Source organism: Rhodococcus sp. 15-649-2-2 (genome assembly GCF_002258645.1).
In the GTDB taxonomy this organism is placed as follows: Bacteria; Actinomycetota; Actinomycetes; order Mycobacteriales; family Mycobacteriaceae; genus Rhodococcoides.
The window spans coordinates 24,285-41,117 of sequence record NZ_NPFM01000034.1 but is presented as its reverse complement, the minus strand read 5'-3'; the positions used below and the strand labels follow the sequence as shown (position 1 = coordinate 41,117).

General features: G+C 64.7%; 19 protein-coding genes and 1 riboswitch. Of the genes, 10 read left to right on the top strand and 9 right to left on the bottom strand.

The window, feature by feature from the left end; translation table 11 throughout:
- Positions 1–7: 7 nt before the first annotated feature.
- Positions 8–937 carry an SDR family oxidoreductase gene (locus CH305_RS25830; RefSeq protein ID WP_094705434.1) on the top strand — a complete coding sequence of 310 codons (930 nt, stop codon included), beginning with the start codon at positions 8–10 and terminating at the stop codon, positions 935–937.
- A 32-nt stretch (positions 938–969) separates the two neighbouring features.
- Here the strand turns inward: CH305_RS25830 and CH305_RS25825 are convergent, their stop codons facing one another.
- Positions 970–1,923 (bottom strand): HAMP domain-containing protein, encoded by a 954-nt coding sequence (locus CH305_RS25825; RefSeq protein ID WP_094705432.1) that lies wholly within the window; start codon positions 1,921–1,923, stop codon positions 970–972.
- Positions 1,924–2,027: 104 nt separating this feature from the next.
- Entirely contained in the window at positions 2,028–2,351 is a 324-nt protein-coding gene (locus CH305_RS25820) for a helix-turn-helix domain-containing protein (RefSeq protein ID WP_256983991.1), read from the bottom strand.
- A 65-nt stretch (positions 2,352–2,416) separates the two neighbouring features.
- Here CH305_RS25820 and CH305_RS25815 point away from each other — a divergent pair, with 65 nt between their 5' ends.
- Positions 2,417–3,163: an SDR family oxidoreductase gene (locus tag CH305_RS25815; RefSeq protein WP_218828618.1), complete on the top strand. Its 747-nt coding sequence runs from the start codon at positions 2,417–2,419 to the stop codon at positions 3,161–3,163.
- A gap of 49 nt (positions 3,164–3,212) precedes the next feature.
- On the opposite strand, the gene CH305_RS25810 is transcribed toward CH305_RS25815, so the two are convergent.
- Positions 3,213–3,767: a DUF6764 family protein gene (locus CH305_RS25810; protein WP_176457479.1), complete on the bottom strand. Its 555-nt coding sequence runs from the start codon at positions 3,765–3,767 to the stop codon at positions 3,213–3,215.
- Between the two features lie 160 nt (positions 3,768–3,927).
- Here CH305_RS25810 and CH305_RS25805 point away from each other — a divergent pair, with 160 nt between their 5' ends.
- Positions 3,928–4,200, top strand: a complete 273-nt coding sequence (locus CH305_RS25805; RefSeq protein ID WP_037147885.1) for a hypothetical protein — start codon at positions 3,928–3,930, stop codon at positions 4,198–4,200.
- Positions 4,201–4,318: 118 nt separating this feature from the next.
- Here the strand turns inward: CH305_RS25805 and CH305_RS25800 are convergent, their stop codons facing one another.
- Genes CH305_RS25800 through CH305_RS25790 form a run of 3 tightly spaced genes read right to left on the bottom strand, consistent with a single transcriptional unit; the run spans position 4,319 to position 6,208 of the window.
- Entirely contained in the window at positions 4,319–4,786 is a 468-nt protein-coding gene (locus tag CH305_RS25800; RefSeq protein ID WP_094705426.1) for a MerR family transcriptional regulator, read from the bottom strand.
- Positions 4,787–4,815: 29 nt separating this feature from the next.
- Positions 4,816–5,700: an SDR family oxidoreductase gene (locus CH305_RS25795; RefSeq protein ID WP_094705424.1), complete on the bottom strand. Its 885-nt coding sequence runs from the start codon at positions 5,698–5,700 to the stop codon at positions 4,816–4,818.
- 43 nt (positions 5,701–5,743) lie between these two features.
- The gene (locus tag CH305_RS25790) at positions 5,744–6,208 is read right to left on the bottom strand and encodes a tRNA (cytidine(34)-2'-O)-methyltransferase (RefSeq protein ID WP_170944539.1); all 465 of its coding nucleotides are present in this window, start codon (positions 6,206–6,208) and stop codon (positions 5,744–5,746) included.
- Positions 6,209–6,241: 33 nt separating this feature from the next.
- Between CH305_RS25790 and CH305_RS25785 the strand changes: the two genes are divergently transcribed.
- The 3 genes from CH305_RS25785 to CH305_RS25775 are packed head-to-tail and all read left to right on the top strand — an operon-like array spanning position 6,242 to position 8,092.
- Positions 6,242–6,850: a pentapeptide repeat-containing protein gene (locus tag CH305_RS25785; protein WP_032404717.1), complete on the top strand. Its 609-nt coding sequence runs from the start codon at positions 6,242–6,244 to the stop codon at positions 6,848–6,850.
- 55 nt (positions 6,851–6,905) lie between these two features.
- Positions 6,906–7,763, top strand: a complete 858-nt coding sequence (locus CH305_RS25780; RefSeq protein ID WP_037147890.1) for a bifunctional methylenetetrahydrofolate dehydrogenase/methenyltetrahydrofolate cyclohydrolase — start codon at positions 6,906–6,908, stop codon at positions 7,761–7,763.
- 11 nt (positions 7,764–7,774) lie between these two features.
- On the top strand, positions 7,775–8,092 hold the full coding sequence (locus CH305_RS25775) for a DUF3017 domain-containing protein (RefSeq protein ID WP_052057976.1): 318 nt from the start codon (positions 7,775–7,777) through the stop codon (positions 8,090–8,092).
- Positions 8,093–8,140: 48 nt separating this feature from the next.
- Here the strand turns inward: CH305_RS25775 and CH305_RS25770 are convergent, their stop codons facing one another.
- Entirely contained in the window at positions 8,141–9,286 is a 1,146-nt protein-coding gene (locus tag CH305_RS25770) for a homoserine O-acetyltransferase (protein WP_052057977.1), read from the bottom strand.
- A complete protein-coding gene (locus CH305_RS25765; protein ID WP_080734248.1) occupies positions 9,283–10,632 on the bottom strand; it encodes a bifunctional o-acetylhomoserine/o-acetylserine sulfhydrylase in 1,350 nt (449 codons plus the stop codon). The genes CH305_RS25770 and CH305_RS25765 overlap by 4 nt, the downstream gene beginning before the upstream one ends.
- Before the next feature lie 171 nt (positions 10,633–10,803).
- Positions 10,804–10,927: riboswitch (SAM riboswitch) on the bottom strand.
- Between the two features lie 351 nt (positions 10,928–11,278).
- Between CH305_RS25765 and CH305_RS25760 the strand changes: the two genes are divergently transcribed.
- Positions 11,279–12,421, top strand: coding sequence for an MFS transporter (locus CH305_RS25760; protein WP_094705556.1), 1,143 nt, complete (start codon positions 11,279–11,281; stop codon positions 12,419–12,421).
- A 14-nt stretch (positions 12,422–12,435) separates the two neighbouring features.
- On the opposite strand, the gene CH305_RS25755 is transcribed toward CH305_RS25760, so the two are convergent.
- Positions 12,436–13,491: an ABC transporter substrate-binding protein gene (locus CH305_RS25755; protein ID WP_094705422.1), complete on the bottom strand. Its 1,056-nt coding sequence runs from the start codon at positions 13,489–13,491 to the stop codon at positions 12,436–12,438.
- A gap of 165 nt (positions 13,492–13,656) precedes the next feature.
- On the opposite strand from CH305_RS25755, the gene CH305_RS25750 reads away from it, so the two are divergent.
- The 3 genes from CH305_RS25750 to CH305_RS25740 all read left to right on the top strand — a co-directional run bounded on the left by CH305_RS25750 (position 13,657) and on the right by CH305_RS25740 (position 16,822).
- Positions 13,657–14,331 (top strand): response regulator transcription factor, encoded by a 675-nt coding sequence (locus tag CH305_RS25750; RefSeq protein ID WP_094705554.1) that lies wholly within the window; start codon positions 13,657–13,659, stop codon positions 14,329–14,331.
- A complete protein-coding gene (locus tag CH305_RS25745) occupies positions 14,331–15,302 on the top strand; it encodes a HAMP domain-containing sensor histidine kinase (RefSeq protein WP_094705552.1) in 972 nt (323 codons plus the stop codon). The genes CH305_RS25750 and CH305_RS25745 overlap by 1 nt, the downstream gene beginning before the upstream one ends.
- Before the next feature lie 89 nt (positions 15,303–15,391).
- Positions 15,392–16,822, top strand: a complete 1,431-nt coding sequence (locus CH305_RS25740; RefSeq protein WP_094705420.1) for a DUF4153 domain-containing protein — start codon at positions 15,392–15,394, stop codon at positions 16,820–16,822.
- The last annotated feature ends 11 nt before the right edge of the window (positions 16,823–16,833 follow it).

The following is a 16,833-nucleotide window of genomic DNA, read 5'->3' as shown; positions in this document are numbered from 1 at the left end:
GCTTGATATGGGCCGCATCGCAGATCTATCCATCCCCGACCTGACCGGCAAGCGCGCCGTCGTCACGGGAGCCAGTGACGGGATCGGCACGGTCATCGCGACGCGGCTCGCGCGGGCCGGAGCAGAGGTCGTCATGCCGGTGCGCTCTGCCGCCAAGGGGGAGCGCGCAGCCGAGTCGATCCGGGCTTCGGTACCCGGCGCGCAGGTCAGCACCCGCGAGTTGGACCTGTCGTCACTGAATTCGGTTACAGCGCTGGCGAGCCAGCTCGTCTCCGAAGGACGGCCGATCGATGTGCTCGTCAACAACGCAGGAGTCATGCAGCCACCCGAGCGCCAAGTCACTCAGGACGGATTCGAGCTGCAGTTCGGAACCAACCACCTCGGTCATTTCGCACTCACCCTGGCCCTGTTGCCGCTTCTTCGGGCCGGTCGTGCGCGAGTTACCCATCAGACGAGCATCGCGGCGCGATCGGGGACCATCAACTGGGACGACCTGAACTGGGAGCGTTCCTACGACGTCATGAAGGCATACAGTCAGTCGAAGCTCGCGGTGGCCTTGTTCGCTCGCGAACTCGACGCACGCAGCAGGGCCGGTGGGTGGGGAATCGCCAGCAACATGGCCCATCCCGGAATTTCACCGACCAATCTGCTTGCGGCCCAACCAGGTCTGGGGCGTCCGAAAGACTCTGCGGGACGACGGCTCATCGGTGTTCTTGCCCGCGTCGGCATCGCAGGAACAGTGGACAGCGCCGCGCAACCGGGCGTTATCGCCGCGGCGGGTACAGCCTCGCGCGGTGATCAGTTCGTCGGTCCCACCCGGTTGATCGGTGGACCGCCGGCCGAGGTCGGGCTGTGGAAGCCACTGCGCAACATGGACGACGCACGCCGGCTGTGGGAAGCGTCCGAAGAGCTGACCGGTGCGCGACTCTCGTCGTGAAGCGATCGACTTCGACTGCGTCGCATCGAGTGTCAGCGGGGTGTCGGCGCGGGTTCCCGGGCATGGTCGACCAAATCGTGCACCAACCCGATGATGACATCCATCTGAGCGATCACCTCGACGCGTAGACGATCCTGCTCTTCCTCGGGCATGTCCGGTGAGTCGGGCCGGTCGAGAGACATCAGTAGGTCGATGTTCGTCCGCAGTGCCGTCAACGGCTGCATCAGTTCGGCACCTGCATCGACGATCAACTGCCCTTGGCGTTCTCGCGATCGCGACAGCGCTGCCAACATTTCGTTGAAGCTGTTGGCGAGTGAGGCCAGTTCGTCGTCTCCGTTGACGTCGATCGGCTCGAAACTTCCAGTTCTGGCGACTCTTTCGGTGCCGGCACGGAGGCGTCGGACCGGTCGGAGTCCGGTTCGGGCAACAGCGGCACCGGCGACACCGGCCAGCGCTACGAGGAATGCCCCGACGATAACGAGTGCAAGTGTGAGCTTGGCGAGCAGTGGTGACGCTTCGCTGAGCGATTCGGCCACCATGATTGTTGCGCCTGAGTCGGTGCGTTGGGCCGAGAGGTAGTAGCCACGGACCTCACGCAGCGACCGATCGACGCTACCGTCGACGACAGATTGTTCAGGGCCGTCCAGGGTGCCGTCCGAGTTGATGAACGGTTCGCTACCGTTCGTCGACGTCACCAACGCGCCGTCGCTCGTCACCAGCGCTACTTTTACCTTGGTGCCCTCGGTGTCTTCGATGCCGAAGCCGAGCAAACCGGCAGGCAGGCCGGATGTCGCGCTGGCGATGATGGCGTCGCTGTTGCGGCCGACGCGGTCGATGATCTGCGAACGTAAGGCTTGCTCCGCAACGAGATAGATCGCCAGCGCGCTCACGGCTACGGCGAGGGCCGCCACACTCATCGTCAACACTCGTATCCGGCCGTGCAGCGACAGCGCCCTAGGGCGAGCGGCCGCGCGCGAATTCCTCATTTTTCGAGTATGCCGGTCGGCGCGAGTCCATGACTCCGCAGACCAGTCCAGAGTGTCGGGGTGATGGAGCAGAGCGCGGTGGGTGAGGGGTTCGACGCAGTTGCTCAGGGTCGCCGGTCGGCGGGCGCGTTGCCTTCGTCCCATCGTTGCGCCCATTGCCATAGTGGTTCCAGTGCCGGCCCCAGCTCGTCGCCGAGTTCGGTCAGGCGATAGGTCCCATCCGAGTCTTTCAGTAGCACTCGCGCATCGACGAGCGTGCGCAGTCGGGTGGCGAGAACGCTGGACGAGACGTCGTCGGTTCGTCGCCTGAGTTCGAGGAACCCGAGCGGCCCGTCGCGTAGTTCCCACAAAATGCGCATGTTCCATCGCTGCCCCAGGAGATCGAGCACGGCCATCATCGATCGGCGGGGTGCGTTTGCCATTTCCATCGCGCTTCATCATAGTGGTTCGAAAATCGAAGCAGTTCGAAAATCGAAGCTCGAGGAGGATCTCGATGACCCGACGTATGGCAGGAAAGTCGGTGTTGATCACCGGCGCATCCCGTGGCATCGGAGCCGAAGCCGCGGTGCAGCTGGGTGCGGAAGGTGCGATGGTTGCAGTGAACTACCGAGAGAAGAAGCGCAGGGCCGACGCCGTGGTGCGAACGATCGAGGAGGGTGGGGGGCGAGCTCTGGCTGTCGGAGCCGACGTCACCGATCCAGTCGCAATCGAGGCGATGCTCGACTCGGTTGTCACCGAGTTCGGCGCTCTCGATGTACTGGTGCTCAACGCATCCGGTGGACTCGAGCTCGGTGCCGATCCCGGCTACGCGATGAGCATCAACCGCGACGCCCAGGTTGCATTGGCTCGCGCGGCCACTGGTCGGATGAAGCCCGGCTCGCGCATCGTTTTCCTCACCAGTCATCAGGCGCATTTTCACGGCCGAAAGCCGGTGCCTGTCGAGTACGAGCCCATTGCCGCCAGCAAGCGTGCAGGAGAAGACGCCCTGCGCGACTCGATTCCCCACTTCGAGAGTCGAGGCATCGAATTGGTCGTCGTCTCGGGAGACATGATCGAGGGCACGATCGTCGTCACTCTGCTGGAACGCCGCAACCCCGACGCGGTGGCCGCTCGTACCGCTCACGGTGCGCTTCCGACAGTCGCCGAATTCGCTACGGCTGTGGTGGAAGCATGCGCCGATCCGATCGAAAAATCAGGGCATGTCGTCTACGTCGGCGGAGCCGATTACCTCGAGCAGTAGCTGCGGGTAATCGGCTCCGTTCGACGACGGGAGATCGTGTCCCCGAAGATCAGCTACCGAGGACGCAGAACTGGCCGCTGGAAAGATTCAGAGCGAGAGACAGCGGGCCGACGCAATCGACACCCTGACCTTCGGATGTAGCACCGGATCCCCACCCGGCGACGGCGAGAGTCGTTTGGCCGGCGTCGGCCCACGAGTGTGCGATGCCCCCGCCGAGCGCGAGAGCGTAGGCCGTACCCGCATTCTTGCTGGCTCCGAGTGCGACGCCGTATCCGTTGGCGTAGGTGGTCGTTGCGCCTGGGCCGTCGTTGACGCTGACCGCGGTACCGCTGTCAGCAGCACCGGCGGTGGCACGGCCGGTGCCCTCCGAGGTGGCGCCGCAGCTGGCGGTGCCGTCGACCTGGATGTCGTTGGCCGAGGGCGGAGACACGCAGTTGACGGGGGCAGCCGACGCGGTGCCGGCACCCACCAGCGCCGCGGCGGTCATTCCTGAGCCGAGGGCGAATATTGCTGCGGTGCGGGCAATTCGGCTACCGAACCGACTCGACGTGCGCGTGGTGGAGGAGGAGGACGAAGAACGGCGGGGCTGGGAAACAGAGAACAACAGAAAGCTCCTTCACGAGCGAAACGGGTCGGTGCGGCACACGGTACCCCGCTCGAGTCGTTCACGGCAGCAACCTGCTCGGTTTGTGTAACGGTGCCGCCGACATCCGGGAATGAATCGTCGTGGAAGTCCGGTTTTGCGTACCCTTGCCGGAGCTGTCGTGGCCGCCGGTGGTGCGTTCGCGGCACTGTCCTTCGCTTCGGTCGATAAATCGAATTCTGTTCCTTCGCTTGATATTTCGGTGTTCGCATCAGGGTTGTCCGTCACGCCCGAGTCGGTACTCGGCGGGGCGGGGGCGCAAGCGCCGATGCCCGCCGATCGCAAGGAAATCGTTACCGACAGCTACCGCCCGCCGCTGTGGCGCAGACGCGTCGAACACTGCCGATCTCATCGAGACCGGATCGTCAGTGTCGAGCCGTGGGGGCACGTGTGACGGTTCGTTGTCACAGACGATCGGCCTGCCCATTTATCGACGCTCACAATTGATTTCGCGTCCGAGGAAGGGGGTGGCACGCCCGAACCGGTCCGGGCTTCGGCCTGACCTCGCGGCGTCAGGGACCGGTTGTACCGCCGTACCTAGCAATCTTGTATTCGGTTGCCACCAGCGAGAGCTGCAGTTCGCGGATGCGGCGTCGAACGGTGTCTCGATGCTCGACGAGCATGTCGAGTCGTTCCGGAACGGTGTGCTCTCCGCCGTCGACGAGCTCGACGTAGTGCTGCAAGTCGCGCATCGGCATTCCCGACAGCCGCATGCGGGTGAGAAACACGAGTCTACGAATGGCTACGTTGTCGTAGCTGCGATGGTCGAGCCCGTCGCGGGCCACCTCGATCAGACCGCACCGTTCGTAGTACCGAAGGGTGTGTGCGGAGATATCGAGCAACTCGGAAACCTCTGAGATGCCGAGTGGTTCGGAGAGCTCTCCGGGCTCGATCAGCTCGTGTACCAGTTCGACGGTCAGCGGTGCGTCCGAATCCGCCGCGGCTGCCAGCGCCCTGTTCATCAAGTCCGTCGTCGCCATGAGTACAGAAGATAGTCCGGCGAGCGGTGTCAGACCGGCCGGACAGATTCGGGAACACCCGGGAAATCCGCACCGGCACTCGCCTCGGCATGGGTCTCGAGTGAGGCGAGCTCCCGCCGGTAGGACTCGCGCAGCCGTCGGACGGCCTCGCGTCCCAGCGGAATACGAAGGGGAGCCGAGTCGGCCTCGACCAGGTCACGGATGATTCGCGCCGCGCGGTGAGGATCACCTTCCTGTCGTCCGTTCGCGGCGAGCATGTCGGTTCTCATCGCGCCGAGAGCGTCGGCGTACGCATCTGTGGACGCAGCGCGCTCGAGTACGTCGGCACTGTTGAAACCGGTCCGAAAGCGACTCGGCTCGACGATCAGAACTCGAATCCCGAACGGTGCGACCTCGCCGGCCAGTGCCTCCGACCAACCCTCCAGTGCAAATTTTCCAGCCGAGTAGGAACCGGCTCCAGGGAATGAGATGCGGCCGCCCTGGCTACTCATCTGCTCGATCGTTCCTGCGCGACGCGCACGCATTCCCGGCAGTACGGCCCTGGTCAGGGCGGCGGGTCCGACGACATGCTGTTCGAGCATGTCGCGCAGTCGTGCGTCGTCGATTTCCTCGGCCGCACCGATCTGCCCGACGCCGCCGTTGTTGACGAGTACGTCGACCCGTCCGAATCGATCGATCGTCCTCTCGACGACGGTCGGCGCGGACTCGGTGTCTCGTACGTCGAAAGCCATGGGCAGTAGCGACTTCGGGTACTCGGCCATCAGGTCGCCGAGTCGTTCGGGGCGTCGCATGGCCGCGACGACGGTGTCGCCCGCTTCCAGGGCCGCTACGGTGAGCGCCCGTCCCAACCCGGACGATGCTCCGGTGACGAGCCAGGTACGTGGTGAATCGGTCCGTTGTGCTGCAGATGTCATGAAACGCACGCTAGGGGTTCGAGCGCACTCGAACGCAAACTCCTCAGACGCTGCCCTCGTACCCGTGTTGCCGCCATGCCTCGTACATCGTCACAGCCGCTGCGTTGGCGAGGTTGAGCGATCGACGGCCGGGAATCATCGGTATGCGAAGGCGGTCGCTCACGTGCGGGTCGTCGAGGACCTCGTCGGGGAGTCCTGTGGGTTCCGGTCCGAAGAGGAGAACATCGCCGGGCTCGTACGCAACGTCGGCGTACGAGCGTGTGGCGTGGGCGGTGTAGGCGAACACTCGCGTCGGTGCCAGAGCCGACCAGGCCGACGGCAGGTCTCGGTGCACGGTGACGGACGCCAGATCGTGGTAGTCCAAGCCGGCCCGTTTGAGCTTCGGCTCGGACATGTCGAAGCCGAGCGGACCCACCAGGTGCAGCTCGCATCCGGTGCCGGCGACCAGGCGAATTGCATTGCCGGTGTTCTGGGGGATTCGGGGCTCGAAGAACATCAGTCGAAACACCCGGTTCACTCTGCCACCACGAACCGGGGAAGTATGGGGCAGGTGGACGACGAGCAGATCATCGGTGAAGATTTTTCCGACACTCGATTGGACGGGCAGGAGTGGAACGGCAGGAAATTCGTCCGGTGCACCTTCCGCGATGCCGACATGAGTGGAGTGCGAACCGAGTCGGTCGTGTTCACCGAATGCGATTTCACCGGCACCGACCTGACCGAATCGATCCACACGAACTCTGCATTTCGATCGTGCACCTTCACTCGGACGAACTTGCAGCACAGCACATTTCGTCACTCGACCATGATGGGTTCGGTGTTCGTGGACAGTCGGATGCGGCCCGCGACCTACGACGAGGTCGATTTCACTCTCGCGGCGTTGGGGAACGTCGACCTGCGCGGTCTCGACCTCACGGGGTGTCGAATGCGGGAGGCGAACCTGGTGTCTGCAGATTTTCGGAAAGCAACAGTGCGCTCGGTCGACTTCGCTGGAGCCCGCACCGTCGACGCCAAGTTCGACGAGGCCGACCTGCGCGGAGCCGTCGCCGATCCGTCCCTGTGGGTGAGCGCGAGTGTGCGGGGTGCCAAGATCGAGCTGATGCAGGCCGTGGCATACGCCGGAGCGCACGGTCTCGTCGTGGAGGGTTGACGCGGTCTTCGGACCGGCGCGGCGCGGTCGACCTCGAGCCTGGAACAATGGCCGGGTGACTGCAACGATTCTCGATGGCAAAGCGACCCGTGACGAGATATTCGTCGATCTCACCGCCCGCGTGGCAGCGCTCCGTGAGAAGGGCATAACCCCAGGGCTGGCCACTGTCCTGGTGGGAGACGACCCGGGTTCTGCGGCGTACGTCCGAGGCAAGCACAACGACTGCGCCAAGGTCGGGATCACCTCGATTCGTCGCGATCTACCCGCGGACATCACCCAGTCGGATCTCGAAGCAGTGATCGACGAACTCAACGCCAACCCCGAGTGCACCGGATACATCGTGCAGCTGCCGCTGCCGAAGCATCTCGACGAGAATGCTGCTCTGGAGCGGATCGATCCGGACAAGGACGCCGACGGCCTACATCCGATCAACCTGGGCCGTTTGGTGCTCGGTAAGGACGCCGCGCTGCCGTGTACCCCTCGCGGGATCGTGCACCTGCTGCGTCGTTACGACGTGGCCCTCGACGGTGCGCACGCGGTGGTCATCGGCCGCGGCGTCACGGTCGGTCGGCCTATCGGGCTGTTGCTCACGAGACGGTCGGAGAACGCCACGGTGACGTTGTGCCACACAGGAACTCGCGATCTTGCCGCCGAGGTCTCCCGTGCCGACATCATCGTTGCCGCCGCCGGAGTTCCGGGATTGATCACCGCGGACATGGTCAAGCCCGGTGCTGCCGTCCTCGATGTCGGTGTGACCCGCACCGAGGACGGATTGCGCGGGGACGTCGCCGACGGTGTTGCCGAGGTAGCAGGTTTCCTCTCGCCCAACCCCGGTGGTGTCGGACCTCTGACGCGAGCCTTCCTGCTCACCAATGTCGTCGAGCGCGCCGAGCGCACCGCAGCCGAGAGCTGAGCGATCCGAGGATGAACGCCGCCGAGGATTCGCGAGCTGAATCCGACCAGGGGTTTCGTGCAGCGGTAGCACGTAACCTACCGATCGTTGCGGTGTCGGTCGTCGTGCTTGCCGCGCTCGTTCTGGTGCTGGCGGATCGCTGGCGGCGCGGCGCGTTCATCTTCGGATGTGCGGCGCTACTGGCCGCGGTGCTGCGATTGTGCCTGCCCGAATCTCGGGTCGGAACCCTGAGCGTGCGCAGTCGCGGATTCGACGTGCTCGCGTTGGGCTGCGTCGGCGGAGCGATCGTGTTCTTGTCGCTGTCGATCGACCCACTGGGCACCGACTGATACCAGGAGCGGACCCTGGGGGAGCGACCGGACCAGGGTCCGTCGGTGTCAGCGGCGTCCGAGGCGAGCGAGTTCCATCGTCTCGGCGAGCAGTTTCGCCACCGAGTCGGCTTCGGTGAGGAAGCCGTCGTGACCGTCGCGAGATTGGATCACTTCGAGTCCGCGGCACTGTGGGAGTTCGCGAGCGATCTCCTTCTGCAAGCGCAGTGGATACAGACGATCCGAATCGACGCCGCCGACGATGGTCGGAACCGGTACCGACGCAAGAGCTTCGGCTACACCGCCGCGGCCACGACCCACATCGTGACGGTTCATTGCCTCGGTGAGTAGGACATATGTCGCCGCGTCGAATCGATTGACCAGCTTTGCGGCCTGGTGCTCGAGGTAGCTCTGCACCGAGTAGCGACCGCCGGCCCACGGATCCTCGTCGTTCTGCGCAGAGTTGCCGAACCGAATGTCGAGTTCGCTCTCGGTGCGATACGTCAGATGCGCGATGCGTCGTGCGATACCCAGTCCGGCCGTCGGAGATGTTCCGGTGGCGTGGTAGTTGCCACCGAGCCAACCCGGATCCGCCTTGATCGCGGCGATCTGCGTTGTCTGCGTGCCGATCTGGTCGGCTGTTGCCCGGGCTCCGACTGCCAGAATCAGTGCCGCCGCCACTCGATCGGGGCGACTGACGATCCATTCGAGGGTGCGCATGCCGCCCATCGAACCGCCGACGACTGCGGCGAAGCGGTCGATGCCCAGGGCGTCGGCGACGGCTGCCTCGGCCGCGACCTGGTCGCGGATGGAGATCTCGGGGAACGTCGAACCGTACGGTGTGCCGTCGGGCGAGATGCTGCTCGGTCCGGTGGTGCCGCCGCACCCGCCGAGCACGTTGGTTGCCACTACGCACCACTCGTCGGTGTCGATAGGGCGCCCGGGTCCGACCATTCCGTTCCACCAACCGGGCAGCGCATGATCTGCATCCGGCGGACCGGACACATGCGAATCGCCCGTCAGGGCGTGTTCGACGAGCACGACATTGCTGCGGTCGGTGGCGAGTTCGCCCCACCGCTGCACCGCCACGGTGACCTGGGGGATGCGAGCGCCGTTCTCGAGATCGAGACCGCCGATGTCGATGGTGCCCAGCCGCCCGTCCGGAGACGGAAGAACCGCCTCCGGACGAACGCCTGTGTCGCAGCTGTGACTCAAGATGCCGCCGCGCTGAAGCCGACCTCGAGATCGGCGATGATGTCGTCGATTCCCTCGATTCCCACGGCCAGACGAACCAGACCCGGCGTCACGCCCGATGCCAACTGCTCGTCGGGAGTCAGCTGGGAATGGGTGGTGGACGCGGGATGGATGACGAGTGAGCGCACGTCTCCGATGTTAGCGACGTGACTGTGCAGTGTGAGCGCGTTGACGAACTTCTTGCCCGCGTCCACTCCGCCCTTCAACTCGAATGCGACGATCGCACCCTGCCCCTTGGGCAACAACTCCTGGCCGCGTCGGTACCACGGCGACGATTCGAGTCCGGCGTAGTTGATCGAGACGACGTCGTCGCGGCCGGCGAGGAACTCCGCCACCTTCTGTGCGTTCGCCACGTGCCGCTCGATTCGGAGGCTCAACGTCTCGATACCTTGGCTGATGAGGAAGGCGTTGAACGGGGAGACCGCCGCACCGATGTCACGCAGCAACTGCACGCGTGCTTTCAATGCGAATGCAGGCGCGCCGAGATCGGCGAAGACCACACCGTGGTAGCTCGGATCCGCGGTGGTGAAGTTGGGGTGACGGCCCTGCGTCCAATCGAAGGTGCCACCGTCGACGATGACGCCCGCGATCGCCGTGCCGTGCCCGCCCAGGTACTTGGTCGCCGAATGCACGACGATGTCGGCACCGTGCTTCAACGGCTGCAGCAGGTACGGCGTCGCCACCGTGTTGTCCACGATCAACGGGATGCCGTTCTCGTGGGCCACCGCCGAGATGCCGGGGATATCGAGAATGTCGTTCTTCGGGTTGGAGATCGATTCGCCGTAGAACGCCTTGGTCGACGGCGTGATCGCGGCTCGCCACTGCTCGAGATCATCGGGATCGTCGACGAACGAGACGGTGATGCCCAGCTTGGGGAGCGTGTAGTGGAAGAGGTTGTATGTACCGCCGTACAGCCGCGGGCTCGAGACGATGTGGTCGCCTGCCTCCGCAAGATTGAGAATCGCGAACGTCTCGGCCGCCTGACCCGACGCGAGCAACAGTGCCGCGACGCCACCCTCGAGAGCGGCGATGCGCTGCTCCACGACGTCCTGGGTGGGGTTGATGATGCGGGTGTAGATGTTGCCCGGCTCTGCGAGTCCGAACAATGCGGCCGCGTGATCGGTGTTGTCGAACGTGTACGAGGTGGTCTGGTAGATCGGCAATGCGCGGGCGTTGGTAGCGCCGTCCGGGGTCTGACCCGAGTGGATCTGCTTGGTCTCGAAACTCCAGTTGGCCGCCGGGTCGGTGAACGGATCCTCGGTGGGTGCTCCGGTGGCGTCGACGATGTCGGGGGTCGAATCGGTCATGGCTGGTGATACTCCGTTTTCTGAGACGAGTCTGTCTGAGACGAATCGAATGTCGAATGATGCTCGAGAAGTCGAGCGTTACGGGGCGTATCGGTACAGCAACACATGAGAGAACCTCCTGACAGGCCTCGGCCCCAGGAGGCCGAAGATTCAGTGGGTCCGCTGCCTGCGGACCCGCGCTTGTCGATTCGGCACTCGGCGTGCCGAATCGGCCCGGTCGTTCACCCGGGGCACCCCACCGCGGTTGGAGGGTTGCCGGCCAGCAAGCCGGGGCTCGATGCTGGCACTCATGACCTGGCGAAGATCTTAGCGGGTGCGGACGTGTCGCAGGAACAAGGGCTCGGTGCGGCGGCCGGTGGGACTCGAGCAGATGCTCGGGTGAGGACAATCACCGCGCTGCGACTCGAAAACAGGTTGCCCGAGGGAAGACAATGGTCGGGTTGGCTGTTCTCTTACTCGGTTGCGCTCTGCTGAATCGATTCGGCCGGCCGCCGTTCCTGTTGCTCGATTCCCCGATCGAAACGAAGGTAGTACCGCTGTGACTGTCACCGATTCCGCTCTTTCCCGAGTCAGCGCTGTGCGCGGCAAGGTCTCGAGTGGTCTGAGTGTCAGTCATCGACCGCACTCGACCCGTCGCAGGCTCGCCATGTTGGCCCTGTCCATCGGCGGCTTCGGCATCGGCACCACGGAATTCGCGTCGATGGGATTGCTGCCGGACATCGCCACCACGATGGGGATCTCCGAGCCCTCCGCGGGCCACATGATCTCTGCCTACGCGCTCGGCGTGGTGGTCGGTGCGCCCACCATCGCTGCCCTGGCCGCGCGCGTTCCTCGGCGGATGTTGCTGCTGGTGTTGATGGTCGCCTTCACTCTGGGCAACCTCGGAACGGTGTTCGCACCCAGTTTCAACGAGCTCGTCGCCTCGCGATTCGTCGCGGGCCTGCCGCACGGTGCGTACTTCGGAGTGGCCGCCCTGGTGGCTGCCCATCTCGCCGAACCAGGTAAACGGGCCAAAGCCGTCGCGATGGTGATGATGGGTCTCTCGGTCGCCAACGTCGTCGGCGTACCGGTGGCAACCTGGATCGGGCAGGCGCTGGGTTGGCGCAGTGCGTTCGCTCTCGTGGCGGTCATCGGAGCCCTCACCGTCGCCGCGCTCGCTGTGTGGATGCCGCGACTCGACGCCATGCCGACCACCAGCCCCATCACCGAGCTCGGTGCACGGCGCCGCAGCCAGGTGTGGATGACCCTGTTCGTGGGCATCGTCGGATTCGGTGGCATGTTCGCGGTGTACACCTACATCGCGTCGACGTTGACCGATGTCGCCGGTCTCGCTCGCGCGCTCGTTCCGGTCGCCCTGATGATCTACGGACTCGGAATGGTCGCCGGCAACTACGCCGGTGGCTGGTTGGCAGACCGGTACCAGCTCAAGGGCACCTTCGTCGGGCTGGCCGCGACCGCAGTGTTCCTGGCGCTGTTCGTGGCAGCGGCACACAATCCGATCACTGCTCTGCTACTGGTGTTTCTGATCGGCGCATCCGGCTCCTCGGTGGTTCCCGGTCTGCAGACGAGGTTGATGGACGTGGCCGAGGACGCCCAGACGCTGGCCGCATCGCTGAACCACGCCGCATTCAACCTGGCCAATGCCATCGGTGCGGCAGTCGGTGGTGCCGTGATCGCCGCCGGCTTCGGCTACACGGCACCCGCCGCTGTCGGCTCCGGCCTGGCGGTGGCCGGCCTCGGTGTGCTGGCCACCGCCATGTGGATGGACAAGCGCGCGGCCGCACGTTAGGCCGCCAGGTCCTGTCAGCTGGTGATCGTCGCTGCCGTTCCGCCGAGTGCTTCGGTCAGCGCTGGGGTCAGCTTGTCGATGACGTACGGCAGGCTCAGCACGCTGGTGAAGTAGATCGCACCGGCCGTCACCCCGTCGGTGAAGACCAGGTTGCCGTCCTGCACCGGCTCCAGTGCGTTGTACACCGCTTCTTTCTCCAACTGGGCGCGGTCGCCGGGTCCTTCGGTTCCCCAGATCAGCACGTCGGCGACGTTGAGTACAGACAGGTTCTCCAGCGGAATACTGGCCTGAGCGCTACCGTCGGCCGGAACGTACGCGTCGATGTCGTCGGGGATCGCGAAGCCGAGCTTGGTGAGAAAGTCTGTGCTCAGTCCGTCCTGGTACGCAATCGCCTTGCCCTCGTAGAACGCGTTCTGCAAGAAAATCGCCTTCTTGCCGGCGAACTCCGGGTGTGCGGCAGCGGCGTCCGCGAACTTCTGGTTCACTCCGTCGATCAACGCATCGACCTCGGTCTTCTGGCCCAGTGCGCGTCCTATCTTCTCGGCCTGGACGTCCCAGGGCTCGAAGTAGGCGGTCGATGCGTCGGACTGCGCGAGCGTCGGTGCGATGTCGCTGAGCATGTCGTAGGTGTCCGCCGTCAGGCCGGCATTGGTGGCGATGATCAGATCGGGTTCGAGTGCGGCAATCTTCTCCGTCTCGAATCCATCGTCGTTCGAGAGCACTTCTGGTTGCGCGTCGCCGAGCGCTGCCTGCGCCCAGGGCCAGGTTGCGTACGGCTGTTCGCCGTACCATTCCGTGACGCCGACGGGTATGACGCCGAGCGCCAGCACGGTGTCCTGCTCGGTGTACCCCGCCACGACGATGCGAGTGGGTTCCTGGGGAACGACGGTCTCACCGAACGCGTGCTCGATCGTGACCGGAAATGCGGACGAGTTGGACGAGGAGCCCGTGTCCGTCCCTCCGGCAGGCGACGCCTCGTCACTCGAGTTCGAGCAAGCACTGAGCAATCCTGCGGTGGTCAGCGCTATCGCGCACACCGCAAGAGTCGTATGTAGTGGTCGGAAGTGCATCGAGACGCCTTTCGGAAGGGTTGGCTAACGAACGGAAGGATAGCCGACCCTAAATCGAACGTGCGGCCGAGTTCGGGATCGACCCGACGGTCCGGCTCGAACCTTCACCGAACCTCCACATTTCCCGACGGACTCCTCCATCTGCGCCCTCTAGGGTCAGTTCTCATGAGCCGCACAGTTCTCGTCGTGGACGACGAGCCCACGATCTCCGAGGCCGTAGCGGCGCGACTCCGCGGCGAGGGGTACCAGGTCGTCACCGCAGCCGATGGCCCCGCCGCTGTGGAGGCCTGTGCGCGATTCGATCCCGACCTCGTGGTTCTGGACCTGATGCTGCCCGGTTTCGACGGGCTCGAGGTGTGCCGCCGCATTCAAGCGTCACGGCCGGTGCCGGTGTTGATGCTGACGGCCAAGTCCGACGAGACCGACATGCTCGTCGGCCTGGGCGTCGGCGCGGACGACTATCTGGGCAAGCCGTTCAGCATGCGAGAGTTGGTCGCTCGCGTGCACGCGCTGATTCGCCGCGCCGAGCGATCGGCGACCGCCGAGACCCACTCCGTCCGCGTCGGCGACCTGCAGATCGATCACCGTGAACGACGCGTGTCCAACGAATCCGGCGACATCCATTTGACCAGAACGGAATTCGACATCCTGGCTTATCTCGCTGCTCGTCCTCGTACCGCGGTCTCGCGAGAGACCCTGCTGTCGCAATTGTGGGGCTGGGACGATTCCGCGAGCAGCCGAACCGTCGACTCTCACGTGAAAGCATTGCGCCGCAAACTCGGTGGCGATCTCATTCGAACGGTGCACGGCGTCGGGTATGCCGTGGAGTCGCCGCGATGATGCGCATGCTGCCGCGCCCGCTGGATCCCTTGCGCTCGTTCAAGCTCAAGGTCTCGTTCGTCGTGGGCACTGTGTTGGTGTTGGCCAGTGTCGTCTTCTGGATCGGGGCGGGCTGGCAATTTCGCTACACACTGCTCGCGGCGCTCGTGGTCTCCTTGGCCGCAACACAATTCGTCGCTCACGGAATGACGTCGCCGCTGCGCGAGATGACCTCGGCGGCCAAGGCGATGGCGCGTGGCGACTACTCGAAACGCGTGCGGGCCACCTCGCGGGACGAGGTGGGAGAGCTCGCCACCGCATTCAACACCATGGCAGACGATCTGGAAGCCGCAGAGAAGTATCGCCGTGAACTGATCGGCAACGTCTCGCACGAGTTGAAGACGCCCATCGCTGCCCTGCAAGCCGTGCTCGAGAACATGGTCGACGGGGTGACCGACGCGAATCCCGCAACACTGTCGGTGGCGCTGAGCCAGACCGAAAGACTCGGCGATCTGGTCAGTGAACTGCTCGACCTGTCGCGGGTGGAGGGCGGTGTTCTCACCATTGCCCCGGAGGAGTTCGCGGTGCGGCAATTCCTCGAGGATGCGACCTCCGTTCACCGTGAACGAGTGTCGATCGTTGTCTCGCCCGCCGATTCGACCGTCGTGGCCGACCGATCTCGCATGACCCAGGTGATCACCAACCTCGTCGACAACGCCGTGCGGCATTCGCCCTCTTCGAGCACCGTGACGCTGCGGGCCCATCGAATCGTCGGAGCGTATGCATTCGACGTCATCGACCAGGGCCCCGGTATTGCGCTCGCCGATCGCCACGCGGTGTTCGATCGATTCACTCGCGGCGGATCCACCGACGGCGGAACAGGTCTCGGCCTCGGCATCGCCCGCTGGGCCACCGAACTGCACGGTGGAACCATCGAAGTTCTCGACAGCGAAATCGGCTGCCACATCAGAGTGGCCATCCCCGAGCACTGACTTTCTCGATCCATCCGAACCGCGACTGCTCGTCTCCGGACTACAGCCGCCGACCTTCCATGCCCGAAACACAGAAAAAGGGACGAGCCATGAGCACGATCGACATTCCGATTCATCCGAGAACGAAGCACGGGCGCTTTCCCTGGGGGCCGCGCACCTGGCCGGTGCTGCGGTATTCGCAGCCCCCTCGTGCGGCGCTCATCGGGTCGGCTCTTGCTGGACTGATCGGTGCAGTGACGTTGGTGGACAACACGTTCGGTGTGCTGATCACTGCCGTGACCTTCGTGGTCGTTGTGCTCGCAGCACGCAGCGGCAGGCTATCGCGGTGGGAATGGGCCGGCGTGGCAGGAGTGCTGGCACTGGCGAGTGTGTCTGCACTGCGAGCGGCCGAATGGATCGTGACGATGTCGACGACGCTTGCCATCGTGGTCGCAGTGGTGGTCCTCTCCCGTGCCTGGACGTGGACGGGAATCGCACTCGGCGCTCTCCTGCCGTTGTTTCTGCCGATGCGCGTGGCTCGGTGGACCCGACGCGGAGCCGGTTCGATCGACCTGGAGGGGCCGCGGCCGGTGCGGATCGGCATGGTGGCCGTCGTGACCGTTGCGCTCTGCGTCGTGTTCGCGGCGTTGTTCGGTGCGGCCGACAAGCGGTTCGCGGATGCACTGGGCGCGGTGACGCCCGAGTTCGACGCCGCATCGATCGTCGGACGCACCCTCGTTTTCCTGCTCACCGCAGCGGGTGCGCTGGCCGTGTCGTACGTTGCACTGCACCCGCCTCGGTTCGATCGCCTCGCACCGTCGCCGCGTCGAACACTGCAGTTGTGGGAGTGGATGGTTCCCCTGGGGGCGGTGGTCGCGCTGTTCGTCGTGTTCGTCGGATTCCAGGTGCCGACGCTGTTCGGCGGCCAGGGGCACGTTCTGACCACCGAGGGTCTGACCAACGCCGAGTACGCGCGGCAGGGCTTCTGGCAGTTGCTCGCGGTGACGGTGCTGACTTTGCTCGTCATCGCGGTCACCGTGACCAAGGCCGAGCGCATCGCCCGACGCGACCGTATTGCGTTGCGTGCCCTGTTGGGCGCGCTCTGTGTCTTGTCGATGGTGATCGTGGCGTCGGCCCTGCATCGAATGTCGTTGTACGAGGAGCAGTACGGATACACCACTTTGAGGTTGTTCGTCACGGCTGTCGAGTGGTGGCTGGGATCGGTGTTCGTGCTCCTGCTCGCCGTTGGTGTGCGGATGTCGGGTCGCTGGATTCCACGAGCAGTGGGCGCCGGGGCGGTACTCACCGTGCTCGCATTGGCGGCCCTGAATCCCGATGCGTACATCGCGCGTCACAACGTGGAGCGATTCGAGCAGACCGGGCGTATCGATGTCGGCTACCTGAGTGGGTTGTCGTCCGACGCCGACGCGGAGCTCGATCGATTGCCTGATTTCACGCGAGCGTGTGTGCACGGCCGCGGCCTGGCGCGAGTGGGCAACACGTGGCAACAGTGCACAGACCCGTCGGTATCTGTACCCTGAGCAACGACTCG